Source organism: Serratia sp. BW106, from assembly GCF_002607755.1.
GTDB lineage: Bacteria > Pseudomonadota > Gammaproteobacteria > Enterobacterales > Enterobacteriaceae > Serratia > Serratia proteamaculans.
In genome coordinates this window covers 150,074-166,649 of record NZ_MCGS01000014.1, presented here as the reverse complement: position 1 = coordinate 166,649, position 16,576 = coordinate 150,074, and the positions used below count along the sequence as shown (strand labels likewise).

Sequence of the window (16,576 nt, the reverse complement as noted above, 5' to 3'; positions counted from 1 at the left end):
CGTCGGCCCCATTTTTGTCGTAATCAGGAGTCGGATGATGGTGACACTGGAAGATGTCGCAGCCCTGGCGGGTGTGTCCCGCGCCACCGTGTCACGCGTTGTGAATGGCGATACCAACGTTAAAGGGCAAACCCGCGAGAAGGTCGAAAAGGCGGTGGCCCAGCTTGGCTACACGCCCAATCCGGCCGCCCGCGCGTTGGCCTCCAGCCACAGCAATACCCTGGGATTGGTTACCACCTCCTATCGCGGCGGCTTCTTCGGCGCGCTGATGGACTTTGTGCAAACTGAAGCCGAATCCCACGGCAAGCAGTTGTTGGTGACTCAGGGGCGCAACAGCGCAGAAAACGAATGGCAGGCGATCCAGCGGCTGTTCAGCCTGCGCTGCGATGGGGTGATCCTGCATGTCCGTTTCCTCAGCGATGACCAACTGCGCCAGTTGGCAGCGGAGCAACACCGCTTTGTACTGCTCGATCGTCTGGTGCCGGGCCTGGAAGCGCACTGCGTCACCTTCGATCATCCCTACGCCAGTCGCATGGCGACACAACAATTGATTGATGCCGGCCACCGCCACATCGCCTGCATCAGCGGCCCGCGTGACCGCCCTTCCAGCCTTTTGCGACTGCAGGGTTTTGAACAGGCCATGCAGGCGGCGCATATCAAACCGGTGGCCTGCACCGAAGGGCTCTACGATCTGGAGAGCGGCTATCGCTGCGCCGATCAACTGCTAAAAATGAAAACCACGCCCACGGCTATCTATTGCTGCAACGAAGAGATGGCCATCGGTGCGCTGCTGGCGATCAACGAACACCGTCTGCGGGTACCACAGGACATCTCGTTGATCTGTTATGACAGCGGCGAGCGCGCGCCCTTCGTCCGCCCGGCACTGAGCAGCGTACATTTCCCGATTACCGAAATGGCGCAATACGCCGCCCGCCTGCTGATCGACCCGGCCACCCCACAGGTAAGCTTCACGCCAATCGTCATCAGCCGCGACTCGATCGCGACGGTGAATAAATAGATCACAAAATATTTCAGGCTCTCTCATTGATTGCATCAAAAAGTAGATAGCCATCACAAAAACTCCCGTTGTCTGTGCTAGGATCCGCTCCCTGGTGGCCTGATCGGGACTTTTTTCTGCTTTTGCCAGGAAAAGCCAGCGGCCCTAATCCAGCGTTATACCCTATGAATTTCAAATTGCAGCTAGGCGCCCAGCTCACTCATCCCCTGGAGCTTACTTAGGTAAGTGAGTGGGGGGTGTTAGTGCAGGTAACAACGCTGCGGTTCGAAAGGCGACGGGAATAATCTTAACAGACATAATCAGGCCTATATAATGAATGACAGCAACCGTCTACGGCTTACCTGGATCAGCTATTTTTCTTATGCGCTGACCGGTGCTTTAGTTATCGTCACAGGGATGGTGATGGGGAACATTGCAGAGTACTTTAATCTGCCGGTTTCCAGCATGAGCAATACTTTTACCTTTCTTAACGCCGGTATTTTGATTTCTATCTTCCTCAATGCCTGGCTGATGGAAATTATCCCGCTGAAACGTCAACTGATGTTTGGCTTTGTGCTGATGCTGTTGGCGGTTGCCGGGTTGATGCTGAGCAAAAGCCTGACCATGTTCTCGTTGTGCATGTTTATCCTTGGCGTGGTCAGCGGTATCACCATGTCGATAGGCACCTTCCTGATCACCCATATGTACGCCGGCCGCCAGCGCGGTTCGCGCCTGCTGTTCACTGACTCCTTCTTCAGCATGGCCGGGATGATCTTCCCGATTGTCGCCGCGATGCTGCTGGCACGTCAGATCGGCTGGTACTGGGTGTATGCCTGCATCGGCTTGCTGTACGTGGGTATCTTTGTGCTGACCCTGTTCTCCGAATTCCCGGTGCTGGGCAACAAAGGCGCCGACGCCAGCCAGCCGGTAGTGAAAGAAAAATGGGGTATCGGCGTGCTGTTCCTGTCGATCGCCGCACTGTGCTACATCCTCGGCCAGCTGGGTTTCATTCAGTGGGTACCGGAATACGCCACCAAGTCGTTCGGGATGGATATCAGCCAGGCCGGTAAGCTGGTGAGTGATTTCTGGACCTCGTACATGATCGGCATGTGGGTATTCAGCTTTATCCTGCGCTTCTTCGATTTGCAGCGCATCGTCACTATTCTGGCCGCTTTGGCGACCGGCGCGATGTACCTGTTTGTCAGCACCGATAATCCGGAACACCTGGGCTACTACATTATGGCTCTGGGCTTCGTTTCCAGCGCGATCTACACCACGCTGATCACTCTGGGTTCGCTGCAGACCAAGGTTTCCTCACCGAAACTGGTTAACTTCATTCTGACCTGCGGCACCATCGGCACCATGCTGACCTTCGTGGTCACCGGCCCGATCGTAGCCAAAGGCGGCGCACACGCAGCGCTGACAACCGCCAACGGCCTGTACCTGGCGGTGTTCGTGATGTGTCTGCTGCTCGGCTTCGTGACCAAGCACCGCAGCCACGGCCACGTGACCAACTGATCTGCCAGCGCGATGTAACACGCGCTTTTACCAAGAGATCAAAATCCGGTGAGTCCCCCTCACCGGATTTTTTCTATGTGTTGGCGGACAAAATGAGTCCGGGCCCATAAGCGATTTGCCACTTGTCTTCATGACCTCAACTAATTAAAAAGACTTTTAATCAGCGCTCATGTTATTAAAGAGTTGTTTAATAACGTTCAGCCTTATTAAAGGAGAGTTTAATGAAGCGCACATCTGGCCGATTTATGACAACCCAGAGTCATCATGAAACCGTTAATGCCTTTGTGCCTGTGCCTTTACCGCCGTCTGCTCCTGTCCTTGATTCCCAAGCCTATCAACAACTCAATGCCCGAGCTGAACTTGGGTTGGCAAGACTATCAGGTATGACTGGCCTAGTGACATCGGGGGAGTGGCTCATCTACAGTGCAATACGGCGAGAAGCATTACTCACCTCTCAACTTGAAGGGACTCAGGCGACGCTGACAGATGTTTTTGATGAAGAAGCCGGATTGTCTGTAACCAATGCGAATGATGTCGAGGAAGTCACCCGGTATCTGCAGGCATTCAGGTTTGTCCGCGAGCAGATACTCTCTCCGACGGGATTACCTGTATCGGTCCGCTTACTCACAGAGGCCCACAAAGTTCTCCTGGATGGCATTCGGGGTACCAATAAGCAGCCAGGCAGTGTACGAACCAGTCAGAACTGGATTGGCGGTACGCGACCAGGTAATGCGGCGTATGTTCCACCACCACCAGAGCATGTCACCCGTTTACTGGCAGATCTTGAGATTTTTATACACGATGAAGCACCTACCTTGCCCCCCCTGGTGAGGATAGCTTTGGTGCACGCCCAGTTTGAAACCATTCACCCTTTTCTTGATGGAAATGGCCGTATAGGTCGTTTGCTGATCGCCATGTTACTTGAGACATGGAAACTTTTGCCTGAGCCATTATTGTATCTGTCAGGATATCTGAAAGCTCATCAGGCTGAGTACTACCGTTGTTTATCTGAAATCAGGAGCAATGGGGACTGGGAATCGTGGGTGGTTTTCTTTCTTGAAGGGATTGAAATAGCGGCAGAGGAAGCACAACGAAGCATCATTCAGATAGCTTCGTTGATCGCAACTGACAGGAAAAAAATTCTCGCTACTGCATCAAGTACATTACAAACGCTGCGCCTTTTTGAGTTATTACCCACCATGCCGAAATTGACTGTGGAACGCGCTCAGGCGGAGTTAGCCGTCTCCTTCCCTACTGCCAGCGCCGCCGTCAAAGCGCTGGAAAATGCAGGGATCCTGATGGAAACGACAGGCCGGCTAAGAGGCAAAAGCTACGTCTATCAGACCTATGTAGATGTATTGCGCAATGATTAACAACAATGTGTGATAAAGCATTGGTAACCAAAGAAAATCGGTCGATAGCCCGCTCTTAACGCCGGAAATCCACTTTCTCGTCCTGCGCCAGATACAGCGTGGTTTCCGCCGGCTGGGTCTCGGCAATCACCGTGCCCTGACGTATCGAGTAACGCACCGGCGTCTGTCGGCGCACCGCATCAAAGCCGCTATCCGCAGGCAATATCACCAGATTGGCACTGTTGCCCGCCGTCAGGCCGTAGTCGGTCAGATTCAGGGTGCGCGCGCTGTGGCTGGTGATCAGTTTCAGCCCGTCGTCGATCTGCCCGTATCCCATCAGTTGGCACACGTGCAGTCCCATATGCAGTACCTGCAGCATGTTGGCGGTGCCCAGCGGATACCAGGGATCGAACACATCATCATGACCAAAGCAGACGTTGATTTCCGCCTCCAGCATCTCCTTCACCCGGGTGATGCCGCGCCGTTTCGGGTAGCTGTCGAAACGACCCTGCAGGTGAATATTCACCAGCGGATTGGCGACAAAATTGATGCCGGACATTTTCAGCAGGCGGAACAGCCGTGACGTATACGCACCATTGTAAGAGTGCATCGCCGTGGTGTGGCTGGCGGTGACTTTAGCCCCCATATCCAGTTTCAGCGCCAGCGCCGCCACGGTTTCGACAAAGCGCGACTGCTCGTCGTCTATTTCATCGCAGTGGACATCCACCAGCCGATCGTATTTTTGCGCCAAAGCGAATGCCTTGTGCAGCGACTCCACGCCATATTCACGCGTAAACTCAAAGTGCGGAATGGCCCCCACCACGTCGGCCCCCAGCCGCAACGCCTCTTCCAACAGCGCCTCACCGTTGGGATAGGACATAATGCCTTCCTGCGGAAAAGCGACGATTTGCAACGTGACCCAGGGGGCAACTTCCTGTTTCACCTCCAGCATTGCACGCAGCGCAGTCAGGGTCGGGTCGGAAACGTCAACGTGGGTACGCACGTACTGCACGCCGTTGGCGATTTGCCATTTCAGCGTCTGCCAGGCGCGCTGCTTAACGTCCTCATGGGTCAGCAACGCCTTGCGCTCTGCCCAGCGCTCAATCCCTTCAAACAGGGTACCCGACTGGTTCCAGGCCGGTTGCCCGGCGGTTTGGGTAGTATCCAGATGGATATGTGGCTCAACAAACGCCGGCATCGCCAGCCCGCCCTGCGCATCCAGCACATCGCTGCGCCATTCCTGCCCTTCCGGTTGCGGCACGATATGGGCGATGCGCCCCTGCTCAATCGCCAGTTGCCACAGCCCTTCATGCCCGCTCAGACGCAGGTTATCGATAAACTTCAATGGACTCTTGGCCACCCTTCACCTCTGCTGTTCCAGCCTGTTTTATTCATCATACTGGCAGCGGATCATACTGACAAAGCCGCCAATAATTTATTCCACCACCGATTACTCCCGAATGGGTAGAATTCGCATTAACTGGCTCGTTTCAGCTAAAGATGAATAAAAACCGCAACTTATCAAATAACGATAAAAATCATTCATATACCACATTAGAGGTATATGGAGGGGCGATTGATTTGCATCAATAAATTGCCCACAGGGAGGAATAAGGTAACGCTAGGAAACCAGAATTTTGAGGCAATAATGAGCAGAGTCAAACTTGCTGTCATCGGTAATGGCATGGTCGGCCACCGGTTTATCGAAGATCTGCTGGAAAAAGCAGACAAAGACCAGTTCGACATCACCGTATTTTGCGAAGAACCGCGCATCGCCTACGATCGCGTACACCTTTCTTCTTATTTCTCCCACCACACCGCTGAAGAACTTTCGCTGGTACGCGAAGGCTTTTACGAGAAGCAGGGCGTAAAGGTTTTGGTTGGCGAACGCGCCATCACCATCAACCGCAGTGAGAAAGTCATTCACTCCAATACCGGCCGTACCATCTATTACGATAAATTGATCATGGCCACCGGCTCTTATCCGTGGATCCCGCCGATTAAAGGCTCCGAAAGCCAGGACTGTTTCGTCTACCGAACCATTGAAGATCTGAACGCCATCGAAGCCTGCGCACGCCGCAGCAAACGCGGTGCGGTGGTCGGCGGTGGCCTGTTGGGTCTGGAAGCTGCCGGGGCGCTGAAAAGTCTCGGCGTTGAAACTCACGTCATCGAATTTGCGCCGGTACTGATGGCCGAACAGCTCGACCCGATGGGTGGCGATCAACTGCGTCGCAAGATCGAACGCATGGGCGTCAAAGTCCATACCGGTAAAAATACCCAGGAAATCGTCAACGGCGGGGAGCAGGCGCGCAAAACCATGCAGTTCGCCGACGGGACCGCGCTGGAAGTGGACTTTATCGTCTTCTCTACCGGCATCCGTGCCCAGGACAAGCTGGCTCACCAGTGCGGTCTGGCCACCGCCCGCCGCGGCGGTATCGTGATTAACGACAGCTGCCAGACCTCCGATCCTGACGTTTATGCCATCGGCGAATGTGCCTCATGGCGTGAACGCACCTTCGGCCTGGTAGCGCCGGGCTATAAAATGGCGCAGGTCACCGCCGATCATCTGCTGGGCCGTGAAAACACCTTCATGGGTGCCGACATGAGCGCCAAGCTGAAACTGCTGGGCGTCGACGTCGGCGGTATCGGTGATGCCCACGGCCGCACCGAAGGCGCACGCAGCTACGTCTATCTGGACGAGAGCAAAGAAGTTTATAAACGCATCGTGGTCAGCGCCGACAACAAAACCCTGTTGGGTGCGGTGCTGGTCGGTGATACCAGCGACTACGGCAACCTGCTGCAGCTGGCACTGAACGCCATCGAACTGCCGGAAAACCCGGACGGTCTGATCCTGCCGGCACATGCGGGCAGCAAACCGGCCATCGGCGTCGACTCCCTGCCGGAAACCGCACAAATCTGTTCCTGCTTCGACGTCAGCAAAGGCGATATCATCAAAGCGGTCAGCATGGGTTGTCATACCGTCGCGGCGATCAAGTCCGAAACCAAAGCCGGCACCGGCTGTGGCGGCTGTATCCCGCTGATCACTCAGGTGTTGAACGCCGAACTGAGCAAACAGGGTATCGAGGTCAACCACCACCTGTGCGAACACTTCGCTTATTCACGCCAGGAGCTGTACCACCTGATCCGCGTTGAAGGCATCAAATCCTTCGACGAACTGTTGACCAAATACGGCAAAGGCTACGGTTGCGAAGTTTGTAAACCTACCGTCGGTTCACTGTTGGCCTCCTGCTGGAATGAATACATTCTCAAACCGCAGCACACGCCGCTGCAGGACACCAACGACAACTTCCTCGGCAATATCCAGAAAGACGGCACCTACTCGGTGATCCCACGCTCTCCAGGCGGCGAAATCACGCCGGAAGGGTTGATGGTAGTCGGCCAAATCGCCAAGGAATACAACCTGTACACCAAGCTGACCGGCTCCCAGCGCATCGGCATGTTCGGCGCGCAGAAAGACGACCTGCCGGCCATCTGGAGCAAGCTGATTGCCGCCGGCTTTGAAACCGGTCACGCCTACGCCAAGGCGCTGCGCATGTCCAAAACCTGCGTCGGCAGCACCTGGTGCCGCTTTGGCGTCGGCGACAGCGTCGGCTTTGGCGTCAAGCTGGAACATCGCTACAAAGGGATCCGCACCCCGCACAAAATGAAGTTTGGCGTTTCCGGCTGCACCCGTGAATGTTCCGAAGCCCAGGGCAAAGACGTCGGCATTATCGCCACCGAAAACGGCTGGAACCTGTACGTTTGCGGTAACGGCGGGATGAAACCACGCCATGCCGACCTGCTGGCAGCGGATCTCGACCGCGAGACGCTGGAGCACTATCTCGATCGCTTTATGATGTTCTATATCCGCACCGCCGATAAGCTGCAGCGCACTTCGGTATGGCTGGAGAGCCTGGAAGGCGGCATCGATTATCTGCGTAAGGTGATCATTGACGACAAACTGGGGATTAACGACCAGTTGGAAGCCGAGATCGCCCGCCTGCGCGACGCGGTGGTCTGCGAATGGAAAGAAACCCTTGAGCACCCTGAGTCCCAGGTGCGCTTCGCCCACTTTATCAACAGCAGCCAGCGCGATCCTAACGTCCAGGTGGTCGCCGAGCGCGATCAGCATCGGCCGGCGCGTCCGGATGAGCGTATTCCTGTCACCCTGCTGGAAGCTGAGGAGAACAACGTATGAGCCAGTGGACAACCCTTTGCCCCATCACCGATATTCTGCCCGGCACCGGCGTGTGTGCCCTGATCGGCGAGCAACAGGTAGCGATATTCCGCCCTTATGCCGACGAACAGGTGTTTGCCATCAGCAATATTGATCCCTTCGCCCAGGCCAGCGTGTTATCACGCGGCCTGATCGCCGAACATCAGGGTGAACTGTGGGTCGCCAGCCCGCTAAAAAAACAACATTTCCGCCTGCACGACGGCTACTGCCTGGAAGATGACAGCCGTTCCGTCGCGCATTTTACCAGCCGGGTTCTGGACGGCATGGTGCAGGTCGCGGCCTGATATTTTTACTTTAACCTCAGGGGAAGCAACATGTTCACCGATACCATCAACAAATGTGCCGCCAACGCGGCGCGCATCGTCAGGCTGGCGAAGCACAGTCCGCTGGGCTTTTGGATCAGCTCGGCGATGGCCGGGGCCTACGTCGGCCTCGGCATCATTTTGATCTTCACCCTCGGCAACCTGGTCGATCCGTCCCTCCGTCCGCTGGTGATGGGGGCCACCTTCGGCATCGCGCTGACGTTGGTGATCATTGCCGGTTCGGAGCTGTTCACCGGCCATACCATGTTCCTGACGCTGGGCGTCAAAGCCGGTACCATCACGCAGGGCCAGATGTGGACCGTCCTGCCGCAAACCTGGCTGGGCAACCTGTTGGGCTCGGTGCTGGTCGCACTGATGTACTATTACGGTGGCGGTAGCCTGCTGTCGGTGGACACCAGCCTGGTGCATACCGCCGCACTGGCAAAAACCACCGCCCCGGCAGAAGTGCTGTTCTTCAAGGGTGTGCTGTGTAACTGGCTGGTCTGCCTGGCGATTTGGATGGCCATTCGCGTTGAGGGTGCCGCCAAATTCATCGCCATCTGGTGGTGCCTGCTGGCCTTTATCGCGTCCGGCTACGAACACTCGGTCGCCAATATGACGCTGTTCGCTCTGTCCTGGTTCGGTCATCACAGCGAGGCCTATACCCTGAGCGGGATCGGCCATAACCTGCTGTGGGTAACGTTGGGCAATATCCTGTCCGGTGCCGTGCTGATGGGCCTGGGTTACTGGTACGCCACACCACGTGCCGAACGGCCACAGGCTGAGAAAGCTGCTGCGCGTCAGACTGCATAATATTCAGGGGCGCCTTGCGCCCCACTGCTGATTGCCCCGAGGAGTGCCGATGGATTACCTGCCAATTTTCTGCCAACTGCAACACAAAGCCTGCCTGCTGGTCGGTGGCGGTGAGATTGCCGAGCGCAAAGCTCGCCTGCTGCTGGATGCCGGTGCGATGTTGACCGTCAATGCCTGTGCCTTCAACCCGCAGTTCCACGAATGGGCGGCTCAGGGCCGGGTCACACTGGCGGAAGGTGAATTCAGTGCAGAGTTACTGACGGAAAAGTGGCTGGTGATCACCGCTACCGATCGCCTCGAGGTCAATGCACTGGTGTATCAGTGCGCCAACCAACAGCGGGTGTTCTGCAACGTGGTCGATGATCCAAAGCGCGCCAGCTTTATCATGCCGTCGATTATTGATCGCTCGCCAATTATGGTCGCGGTATCCTCCGGTGGGAAAGCCCCGGTGCTGGCACGACTGCTGCGTGAAAAGCTGGAGGCCGTGCTGCCCCAACATCTTGGCAAGTTGGCGCAACTGGGCGGTTCATTGCGTCAGCGGGTGAAAAAGCACTTCAGCGATATCGGCTCACGCCGTCGTTTTTGGGAAAAACTGTTCGCCCATGATCGGCTGGCACAGTCACTGGCCAATAATGACCAGGCGCTGGCGGAACAGCAGATCGAACAGCTGTTTAGCCACCAACCGCAAGATTGCGGCGAAGTGGTGCTGGTGGGGGCCGGGCCGGGCGATGCCGGTTTGCTGACGCTGAAAGGCCTGCAGCAGATCCAGCAGGCTGACGTGGTGGTTTACGACCGGCTGGTATCCGATGAGGTCATGACGCTAGTACGCCGCGATGCCGAGCGCATTTTCGTCGGCAAACGTGCGGGCCATCACTGCGTACCCCAGGAGGAAATCAATCAAATCCTGTTGCAACAAGCCCAGTTGGGTAAACGCGTGGTGCGCCTGAAAGGCGGTGATCCGTTTATCTTCGGCCGCGGTGGTGAAGAACTGGAAACGTTGGCCGCAGCCAATATCCCATTCTCGGTGGTGCCGGGCATTACCGCCGCCTCTGGTTGTTCGGCCTACAGTGGCATTCCCCTCACCCACCGCGACCATGCGCAGAGCGTGCGGCTGGTGACCGGCCATGCCAAGAATGACGGCGGACTGGACTGGTCAACGCTGGCAGCAGGGCAACAAACTCTGGTGTTCTACATGGGTCTGACACAGGCGGCAGAGATCCAGCGCCAACTGATCGCGCACGGCATGCCAGCCACAACCCCGGTAGCACTGGTAGAAAACGGCACGTCCTGCCGCCAGCGGGTCATAGAAGGTGAATTAAACCAGTTGGGGGAACTGGCTTTGCAGGCCGCCAGCCCAAGTTTAATTATTGTCGGCAGCGTGGTGAGCCTGCGTAGCAAACTGAACTGGTTCTCCAGCCAGCAACCACCGCAACCGCTGGCCAAAATGGCCTGATTCAGACGTAAAAAAAGCGGCCAATGGCCGCTTTTCTTTTTGCTCAGAGCCTCACTGTGGGGAAACAAAGCCCACAGCATGGTAAACCTTCGCCAGGGTTTCCTGAGCGCGTACACGGGCCTTGGCAGCGCCATCACGCATCACTTGCTGCAGCAGGGCCTCGTCATTGCGGAAACGATGAAAGCGTTCCTGCAGCTCACTCAGCATGCCGGATACCGCCTCAGCAACGGCACCTTTCAGGTGGCCATACATCTGGCCTTCAAACTCGGCTTCCAGTTGAGCAATGCTCTTGCCGGTCACGCCAGAGAGAATATCCAACAGGTTGGACACTCCCGCCTTGTTTGCCACGTCGTAACGCACCACTGGCGGCTCTTCGGAATCGGTCATCGCACGTTTGATCTTCTTGGCCACCGCTTTCGGATCTTCCAGCAGGCCAATCACGTTATTGCGGTTATCGTCCGACTTGGACATCTTCTTGGTCGGCTCTTGCAGCGACATCACGCGGGCACCGGACTTGGGAATAAACGGCTCGGGCACTTTGAACACGTCACCGTAAAGCGCGTTGAAACGCTGACCGATGTCACGGCTCAACTCCAGATGTTGTTTCTGGTCTTCGCCGACCGGCACCTGGTTGGTCTGATACAGCAGGATATCTGCCGCCATCAACACCGGGTAGCTGAACAGGCCGGCGTTGATGTTCTCCGCGTAACGGGTGGACTTATCCTTGAACTGGGTCATGCGGCTCAGTTCGCCGAAATAGGTGTAGCAGTTCAGTACCCAGCTCAGTTGCGTGTGCTCCGGCACGTGCGACTGCACGAAGATGGTGCTTTTTTGCGGATCGATGCCGCAGGCCAGGTACAGCGCCAGCGTATCCAGCGTGGCTTTGCGCAATTTATCTGCGTCCTGACGTACGGTAATCGCATGCAAATCGACGATGCAGAAGATGCAGTCGTAATCATCCTGCATCTGCAGCCACTGACGCAGCGCACCCATGTAGTTACCAATGGTCAGTTCACCGGACGGTTGCGCGCCGCTAAATACGATGGGCTTACTCATGTTTAAATTTCCTGATTCTCTAAAGATGACAGCCCAAGAGCGGGCAACAAGTCGGCAAAGCGCTCCAACACGCGGTCGGGATGGCTCAGGGCAATCGCCTCGCCGTAGTTATAACCGTAGGTCAGTGCGGCGCTTGGGCAACCTGCCCCCTGTGCCGCCTGAATATCATTGCGGGAGTCGCCGACAAACAGCAACTCGTTGGCGCGTAGGCCAAGCTTGCCGAGGACCAGATACAGTGGCGCCGGATGCGGTTTCTTTTCCACCACGTCGTCACCGCCGATAATCAGCGAGAAGTAATCAATAATGCCCAATGCGGCCAGTAACGGCGCCACAAACGGCGTTGGCTTGTTGGTCACCAGGGCCATCGGGTAATTTTGCGCAGCCAACTGAGCCAGGGTTTCTTTCACCTGTGGGAACAGGCGACTGCCGCTGTCGACGGTTTGCGCATAGAAATGATCGAAGCGCTCGCGAAGCTGTTGGCAGTGTTCCGGCGTGGCTTCCACCTCGGCCCAGCGCAGCGCACGCTGTACCAGCACATCAGCACCATTACCAATCCAGGTGCCCACCCGGGCCTCACCGGCCTGCGGCAGGCCCATTTCTGCCAGCGCCAGATCGATCGCGGCGGCCAGCCCCGGCGCGCTGTCAACCAGCGTGCCATCGAGATCAAAGGCCAGAGCGCGGACCGCGCTGAAATCAGCCATGCGTCACCTTCGCCAACTCGCTGCGCATTTCGTCAATCACCCGACGATAATCCGGCTTGCTGAAGATGGCTGAACCGGCGACAAACATGTCTGCACCCGCGGCAGCAATCTCGGCGATATTGTCGACCTTAACGCCACCATCCACTTCCAGGCGGATATCACGACCGCTTTCGTCGATCAGTTTGCGCACCTGGCGCAGCTTATCCAGAGTACCGTGGATAAACGACTGACCGCCAAAGCCAGGGTTAACCGACATCAGCAGGATCACGTCGACTTTATCCATCACGTAATCGAGGTAGCTCAGCGGCGTTGCCGGATTGAGCACCAGACCGGCTTTACAGCCGTGCTCTTTAATCAGTTGAATGGTGCGATCGACGTGTTCGGAGGCTTCCGGATGGAAAGAGATGTAACTGGCACCCGCTGCAGCGAAGTCCGGCACAATACGGTCGACCGGTTTCACCATCAGGTGTACGTCAATCGGCGCGGTGATGCCGTAATTACGCAGCGCCTGACAAACCATCGGCCCGATGGTCAGATTAGGAACGTAGTGGTTATCCATTACGTCAAAATGCACTACGTCGCCGCCTGCGGCCAACACGTTGGCAGTGTCTTCACCCAGGCGGGCAAAGTCTGCTGACAAAATGGACGGGGCAATCAAAAATTTTTTCATCCGCTATCTCCAAACGTAGGGTTCGAATTGTTATACGCCGGGGCGTAACCCCGGTTTAACGATACAGCGCCAAAAGCTCATTCACTTTGCTGCGACCAAGAATATTACGGCTGATGGTGCGGCGCGCTTTCACCACGTACAGCGACGCGTGTTGGTACCAGTCGCGCGTCAGCTCGGTATCATGGTTGGAAATCAATACCGGCACCTGGCTTTCTACCGAAAGCTGATGCGCCATCAGCGCCAGGCTCTGCTGGTCGGCCATGCTAAAGCTGTTGGTGTGGTAGGCGGTAAAATTCGCCGTCGCCGATAAAGGCGCATACGGCGGATCGCAATACACCACGGTACCGCGCTCGGCTTTTGCCATGGTATCGCGGTAATGCTCACAGACAAAAGTGGCGTTGCGGGATTTTTCAGCGAACCAGTACAGCTCGTCCTCCGGGAAGTACGGTTTCTTGTAACGTCCAAACGGGACGTTGAACTCTCCACGCAGGTTATATCGGCACAGGCCGTTATAACAGTGGCGGTTCAGATAAAGAAACAGCAGCGCGCGACGATAGGCATCGGCACTAGTATTAAACTCTTCGCGCAGCAGGTAAAACTGTTCTGACTTATTGAATTCATCGGTGAAAAGCAGGCGGGCATCACGCACGAAGTCATCCGTACGCAGTTTAACGATGTTATACAGGTTAATAAGATCGCTGTTGATGTCGGCGAGAATATAGGCGTCGTATTCCGTGTTCAGGAAGACTGAACCCGCACCCACGAAGGGCTCGATTAAGCAGTCGCCTGCTGGTAGGTGACGACGGATCTCGTCCACCAGCGGGTATTTTCCACCAGCCCATTTTAAAAAAGCGCGGTTTTTCTTCATGCCGTCAATTAGCTACTTATTATACAATTCAGAGCGGCGGATTGTACTCTGTTTCAGACAGCACATCAGCGCACAAATTTAAGTGATTGATACCCTTCATCCTTCAAGCCGCAGCACCCCTGGCCGCGCACAGTTATTCGGCCTGTCCGCAGGCCACTCCAGTCATCGGTCACGGGCGGCTCTGTTCGCCCTGAGTAACAGGGGCGCAGCATGTGCGCCCCTACAATGCCTGAATGCAGCTTGAAATCTATCGGGTTACTTTTTCAGATCCTGCTGTACCTGACGTACAGGTCGAACCCATGGTTTTTTCGCCTGAACATCAGCCGGCAGCGTCGCAATTGCGCGCTTGGCTTCTGCTGAGGAAGCATAGTTGCCACTCACCAGCACGTACCAAGGTTTACCGTCACGTTTAGTCGAATACACCAGATAATGCTGTAATTTCTGCTGCTTGGCGTAGGCATTCAGCGTATCGGAACGCGAAGCGCTGCTCAGTTGCAGAGTGTAATGGCTTGCCGGTGCAGACTGCAGCGAACCGCCGCTGCCGCTAACGGCTTCCGCCTTGGTACTTGCTGCTCCCGCTTTAGCGGAAGAGGCAGGTGCCGGGGTATACACCGTGGTTGGCGATTTATGCTGTGTGGCCGTAGCCGCCGGCTTGCTGGCGGTTTTTGCAGGTGTTTTATGTTGCTGTGGCGCAGTGCCCTGAACCGGACGTACGGCTTCTTTCGCCGCTGCGCCATTCATCAGGGTAGCCGGTGCCGTTGGCAACGTTGAAGCTGGACCGCTCATGCCCTGCGTTGCCGCATCAACCTGACCCTGTTGCGCCGACAGTGCATCCGACATATTGCCCGGCAGATCGACACGCTGTTGCGCGCCGCCCTGTGCTGGCTGCGGTTGCGCTTCCGTCGGGGTGCTGGAGATCGGTGGAACGCTGACGGTTTGCGGCTGCGAGCTGCTGCTCACGCCGTTATTGTCATTGGTATCCGTGGTTCCGCCCGGAACACCGGTATTACCGGCAGTCAGTGACGAAGAGCCGGACAGGTTAATGTCCTTGGCTGCGCCATTCTGCGCGCTTTCCTGTGCTGCTTCATGCTTGGTTGGCGCCTTCAACGCCGAGCCAATGCCGATAATCAACAGCAACAACACCAGAATACCGATACCAATCATTAAATGCTGACGCGAAACGGCAAAACGCGGTCCCGGAGCCGGTTTACGCGAACGTGCAGGACGACGATCGCTGCTATCAGGTCTGAGATCGTCTTCCGGTTTAAACTCATCCATCTGAAACCCTCCAACTAGAGGCAAAAGCCCACCACTGTAGACCTACCGTGGCACGAGCAGATTAACCCGATGATGGCAAAGCGACGCCAGTCAGGCTTTGCACATTATTAATATAGATGTAAACGGCGGCTAAGCCACTGTTACTTCGTCCGATTTACTTAGGCATTCCGTTCGGGAAGGCAAGCTGCGATCGAAGCAAGCACCATATCGTGCCCCACTCCGCCACGGACCTCCGCCTGGCCAATGGCCGTCGGCAGTACCAGGCGCAATTCACCGGCCAGTACTTTCTTATCGCGCATCATATGCGGCAGATAAGATCCCGGAGCCATTTCCTGCGGGCCACACACCGGTAAACCGGCGCGCAACAACAGTGCTTTAATGCGTTCAATATCTTCGCTTGAGAACTGACCGAGACGGTGCGCAGTTTCTGCCGCCATTACCATACCGGCAGCAACGGCTTCACCATGCAACCATACACCATAGCCCATTTCGGCTTCGATCGCATGGCCGTAAGTATGGCCCAGATTCAGCAGCGCGCGCAGACCGCTTTCGCGTTCATCAGCGGCAACCACCTCGGCCTTCAGCTCGCAGCAGCGGCGGATACAGTAGGCCAGGGCCTGCATATCCAACGCCACCAGGGCATCGATATTGTTTTCCAGCCAGACGAAGAAATCGCGATCGAGAATAATCCCGTACTTGATCACCTCAGCCAAACCAGAGGAGAGCTCACGCGCAGGCAAGGTTTTCAGGCAATCCAGATCAACCACCACCGAAGCGGGTTGATAGAAAGCGCCGATCATGTTTTTACCGAGCGGATGATTGACGGCGGTTTTACCGCCAACGGAAGAGTCCACCTGCGACAGCAGCGTGGTAGGGACCTGAATAAAGCGGACACCGCGCTGATAACAAGCGGCGGCAAAGCCGGTAAGATCGCCTACCACGCCGCCCCCGAGGGCAATCAGCGTGGTATCACGACCGTGCGGCTTTTCCAACAGTGCCGAGAACACCTGCTCAAGCACGGCAAGGGATTTATACTGTTCGCCATCAGGTAAAATCACCTGATCCACCATGACGCCTGCCTGCTCCAGCACCTTCCGGACGTTGTCCAGATAGAGTGGCGCCAGGGTTTGGTTAGTGACCAGCATGACCTGTTCACCCGCCTTCAGCGGCATAAAAGAAGCCGGATCGTTAAACAATCCGGCGGCTATGGTTATCGGGTAGCTGCGCTCCCCAAGCGTTACGGTAATTCTCTCCATGTCGCGCTCAGTTCTCAATGTGGTTTATCCCCGCTACTGCGGGGAACACAATCAGTCTTTCCGCATTTGCCGTGG

At 56.2% G+C, this 16,576-nt stretch carries 14 protein-coding genes; 7 read left to right on the top strand and 7 right to left on the bottom strand.

Translation table 11 applies throughout. From position 1 onward, the window contains the following. The first annotated feature begins 37 nt into the window (after positions 1-37). The 3 genes from BEI65_RS11975 to BEI65_RS11965 all read left to right on the top strand — a co-directional run bounded on the left by BEI65_RS11975 (position 38) and on the right by BEI65_RS11965 (position 3,888). The gene (locus tag BEI65_RS11975) at positions 38-1,018 is read left to right on the top strand and encodes a LacI family DNA-binding transcriptional regulator (RefSeq protein ID WP_099063566.1); all 981 of its coding nucleotides are present in this window, start codon (positions 38-40) and stop codon (positions 1,016-1,018) included. Positions 1,019-1,330: 312 nt separating this feature from the next. Next, positions 1,331-2,515 carry an MFS transporter TsgA gene (gene tsgA / locus BEI65_RS11970; protein ID WP_099063525.1) on the top strand — a complete coding sequence of 395 codons (1,185 nt, stop codon included), beginning with the start codon at positions 1,331-1,333 and terminating at the stop codon, positions 2,513-2,515. A gap of 221 nt (positions 2,516-2,736) precedes the next feature. Continuing rightward, positions 2,737-3,888, top strand: a complete 1,152-nt coding sequence (locus BEI65_RS11965; RefSeq protein WP_099063524.1) for a Fic family protein — start codon at positions 2,737-2,739, stop codon at positions 3,886-3,888. Positions 3,889-3,943: 55 nt separating this feature from the next. On the opposite strand, the gene BEI65_RS11960 is transcribed toward BEI65_RS11965, so the two are convergent. Then, on the bottom strand, positions 3,944-5,212 hold the full coding sequence (locus tag BEI65_RS11960; protein ID WP_304528415.1) for a cytosine deaminase: 1,269 nt from the start codon (positions 5,210-5,212) through the stop codon (positions 3,944-3,946). A 303-nt stretch (positions 5,213-5,515) separates the two neighbouring features. Between BEI65_RS11960 and nirB the strand changes: the two genes are divergently transcribed. Genes nirB through cysG form a run of 4 tightly spaced genes read left to right on the top strand, consistent with a single transcriptional unit; the run spans position 5,516 to position 10,672 of the window. Further along, positions 5,516-8,065 carry a nitrite reductase large subunit NirB gene (nirB, locus tag BEI65_RS11950; protein WP_099063522.1) on the top strand — a complete coding sequence of 850 codons (2,550 nt, stop codon included), beginning with the start codon at positions 5,516-5,518 and terminating at the stop codon, positions 8,063-8,065. Continuing rightward, positions 8,062-8,388, top strand: a complete 327-nt coding sequence (nirD, locus tag BEI65_RS11945) for a nitrite reductase small subunit NirD (RefSeq protein ID WP_085119802.1) — start codon at positions 8,062-8,064, stop codon at positions 8,386-8,388. The genes nirB and nirD overlap by 4 nt, the downstream gene beginning before the upstream one ends. Before the next feature lie 30 nt (positions 8,389-8,418). Continuing rightward, a complete protein-coding gene (gene nirC / locus BEI65_RS11940; protein ID WP_099063521.1) occupies positions 8,419-9,219 on the top strand; it encodes a nitrite transporter NirC in 801 nt (266 codons plus the stop codon). A 49-nt stretch (positions 9,220-9,268) separates the two neighbouring features. After that, on the top strand, positions 9,269-10,672 hold the full coding sequence (gene cysG, locus BEI65_RS11935) for a siroheme synthase CysG (protein ID WP_099063520.1): 1,404 nt from the start codon (positions 9,269-9,271) through the stop codon (positions 10,670-10,672). Positions 10,673-10,723: 51 nt separating this feature from the next. On the opposite strand, the gene trpS is transcribed toward cysG, so the two are convergent. The 6 genes from trpS to aroB form a co-directional block, all read right to left on the bottom strand. After that, positions 10,724-11,728, bottom strand: a complete 1,005-nt coding sequence (trpS, locus tag BEI65_RS11930; RefSeq protein WP_099063519.1) for a tryptophan--tRNA ligase — start codon at positions 11,726-11,728, stop codon at positions 10,724-10,726. A 2-nt stretch (positions 11,729-11,730) separates the two neighbouring features. After that, positions 11,731-12,429 carry a phosphoglycolate phosphatase gene (locus tag BEI65_RS11925; protein WP_099063518.1) on the bottom strand — a complete coding sequence of 233 codons (699 nt, stop codon included), beginning with the start codon at positions 12,427-12,429 and terminating at the stop codon, positions 11,731-11,733. After that, a complete protein-coding gene (gene rpe, locus BEI65_RS11920) occupies positions 12,422-13,099 on the bottom strand; it encodes a ribulose-phosphate 3-epimerase (protein WP_099063517.1) in 678 nt (225 codons plus the stop codon). Before rpe ends, BEI65_RS11925 begins: the two co-directional genes overlap by 8 nt. 55 nt (positions 13,100-13,154) lie before the next feature. After that, a complete protein-coding gene (gene dam, locus BEI65_RS11915) occupies positions 13,155-13,967 on the bottom strand; it encodes an adenine-specific DNA-methyltransferase (protein ID WP_099063516.1) in 813 nt (270 codons plus the stop codon). Between the two features lie 255 nt (positions 13,968-14,222). Next, entirely contained in the window at positions 14,223-15,245 is a 1,023-nt protein-coding gene (locus BEI65_RS11910; protein WP_099063515.1) for an SPOR domain-containing protein, read from the bottom strand. A gap of 158 nt (positions 15,246-15,403) precedes the next feature. Further along, the gene (gene aroB / locus BEI65_RS11905; RefSeq protein ID WP_099063514.1) at positions 15,404-16,501 is read right to left on the bottom strand and encodes a 3-dehydroquinate synthase; all 1,098 of its coding nucleotides are present in this window, start codon (positions 16,499-16,501) and stop codon (positions 15,404-15,406) included. Between the last annotated feature and the right edge of the window lie 75 nt (positions 16,502-16,576).

Bases quoted from the DNA above. Each gene is read 5' to 3' on its own strand.
- BEI65_RS11975 (WP_099063566.1), top strand. From the start codon at position 38: ATGGTGACACTGGAAGATGTCGCAGCCCTGGCGGGTGTGTCCCGCGCC.
- tsgA (WP_099063525.1), top strand. From the start codon at position 1,331: ATGAATGACAGCAACCGTCTACGGCTTACCTGGATCAGCTATTTTTCT.
- BEI65_RS11965 (WP_099063524.1), top strand. From the start codon at position 2,737: ATGAAGCGCACATCTGGCCGATTTATGACAACCCAGAGTCATCATGAA.
- nirB (WP_099063522.1), top strand. From the start codon at position 5,516: ATGAGCAGAGTCAAACTTGCTGTCATCGGTAATGGCATGGTCGGCCAC.
- nirD (WP_085119802.1), top strand. From the start codon at position 8,062: ATGAGCCAGTGGACAACCCTTTGCCCCATCACCGATATTCTGCCCGGC.
- nirC (WP_099063521.1), top strand. From the start codon at position 8,419: ATGTTCACCGATACCATCAACAAATGTGCCGCCAACGCGGCGCGCATC.
- cysG (WP_099063520.1), top strand. From the start codon at position 9,269: ATGGATTACCTGCCAATTTTCTGCCAACTGCAACACAAAGCCTGCCTG.
- trpS (WP_099063519.1), bottom strand. From the start codon at position 11,728: ATGAGTAAGCCCATCGTATTTAGCGGCGCGCAACCGTCCGGTGAACTG.
- BEI65_RS11925 (WP_099063518.1), bottom strand. From the start codon at position 12,429: ATGGCTGATTTCAGCGCGGTCCGCGCTCTGGCCTTTGATCTCGATGGC.
- rpe (WP_099063517.1), bottom strand. From the start codon at position 13,099: ATGAAAAAATTTTTGATTGCCCCGTCCATTTTGTCAGCAGACTTTGCC.
- dam (WP_099063516.1), bottom strand. From the start codon at position 13,967: ATGAAGAAAAACCGCGCTTTTTTAAAATGGGCTGGTGGAAAATACCCG.
- BEI65_RS11910 (WP_099063515.1), bottom strand. From the start codon at position 15,245: ATGGATGAGTTTAAACCGGAAGACGATCTCAGACCTGATAGCAGCGAT.
- aroB (WP_099063514.1), bottom strand. From the start codon at position 16,501: ATGGAGAGAATTACCGTAACGCTTGGGGAGCGCAGCTACCCGATAACC.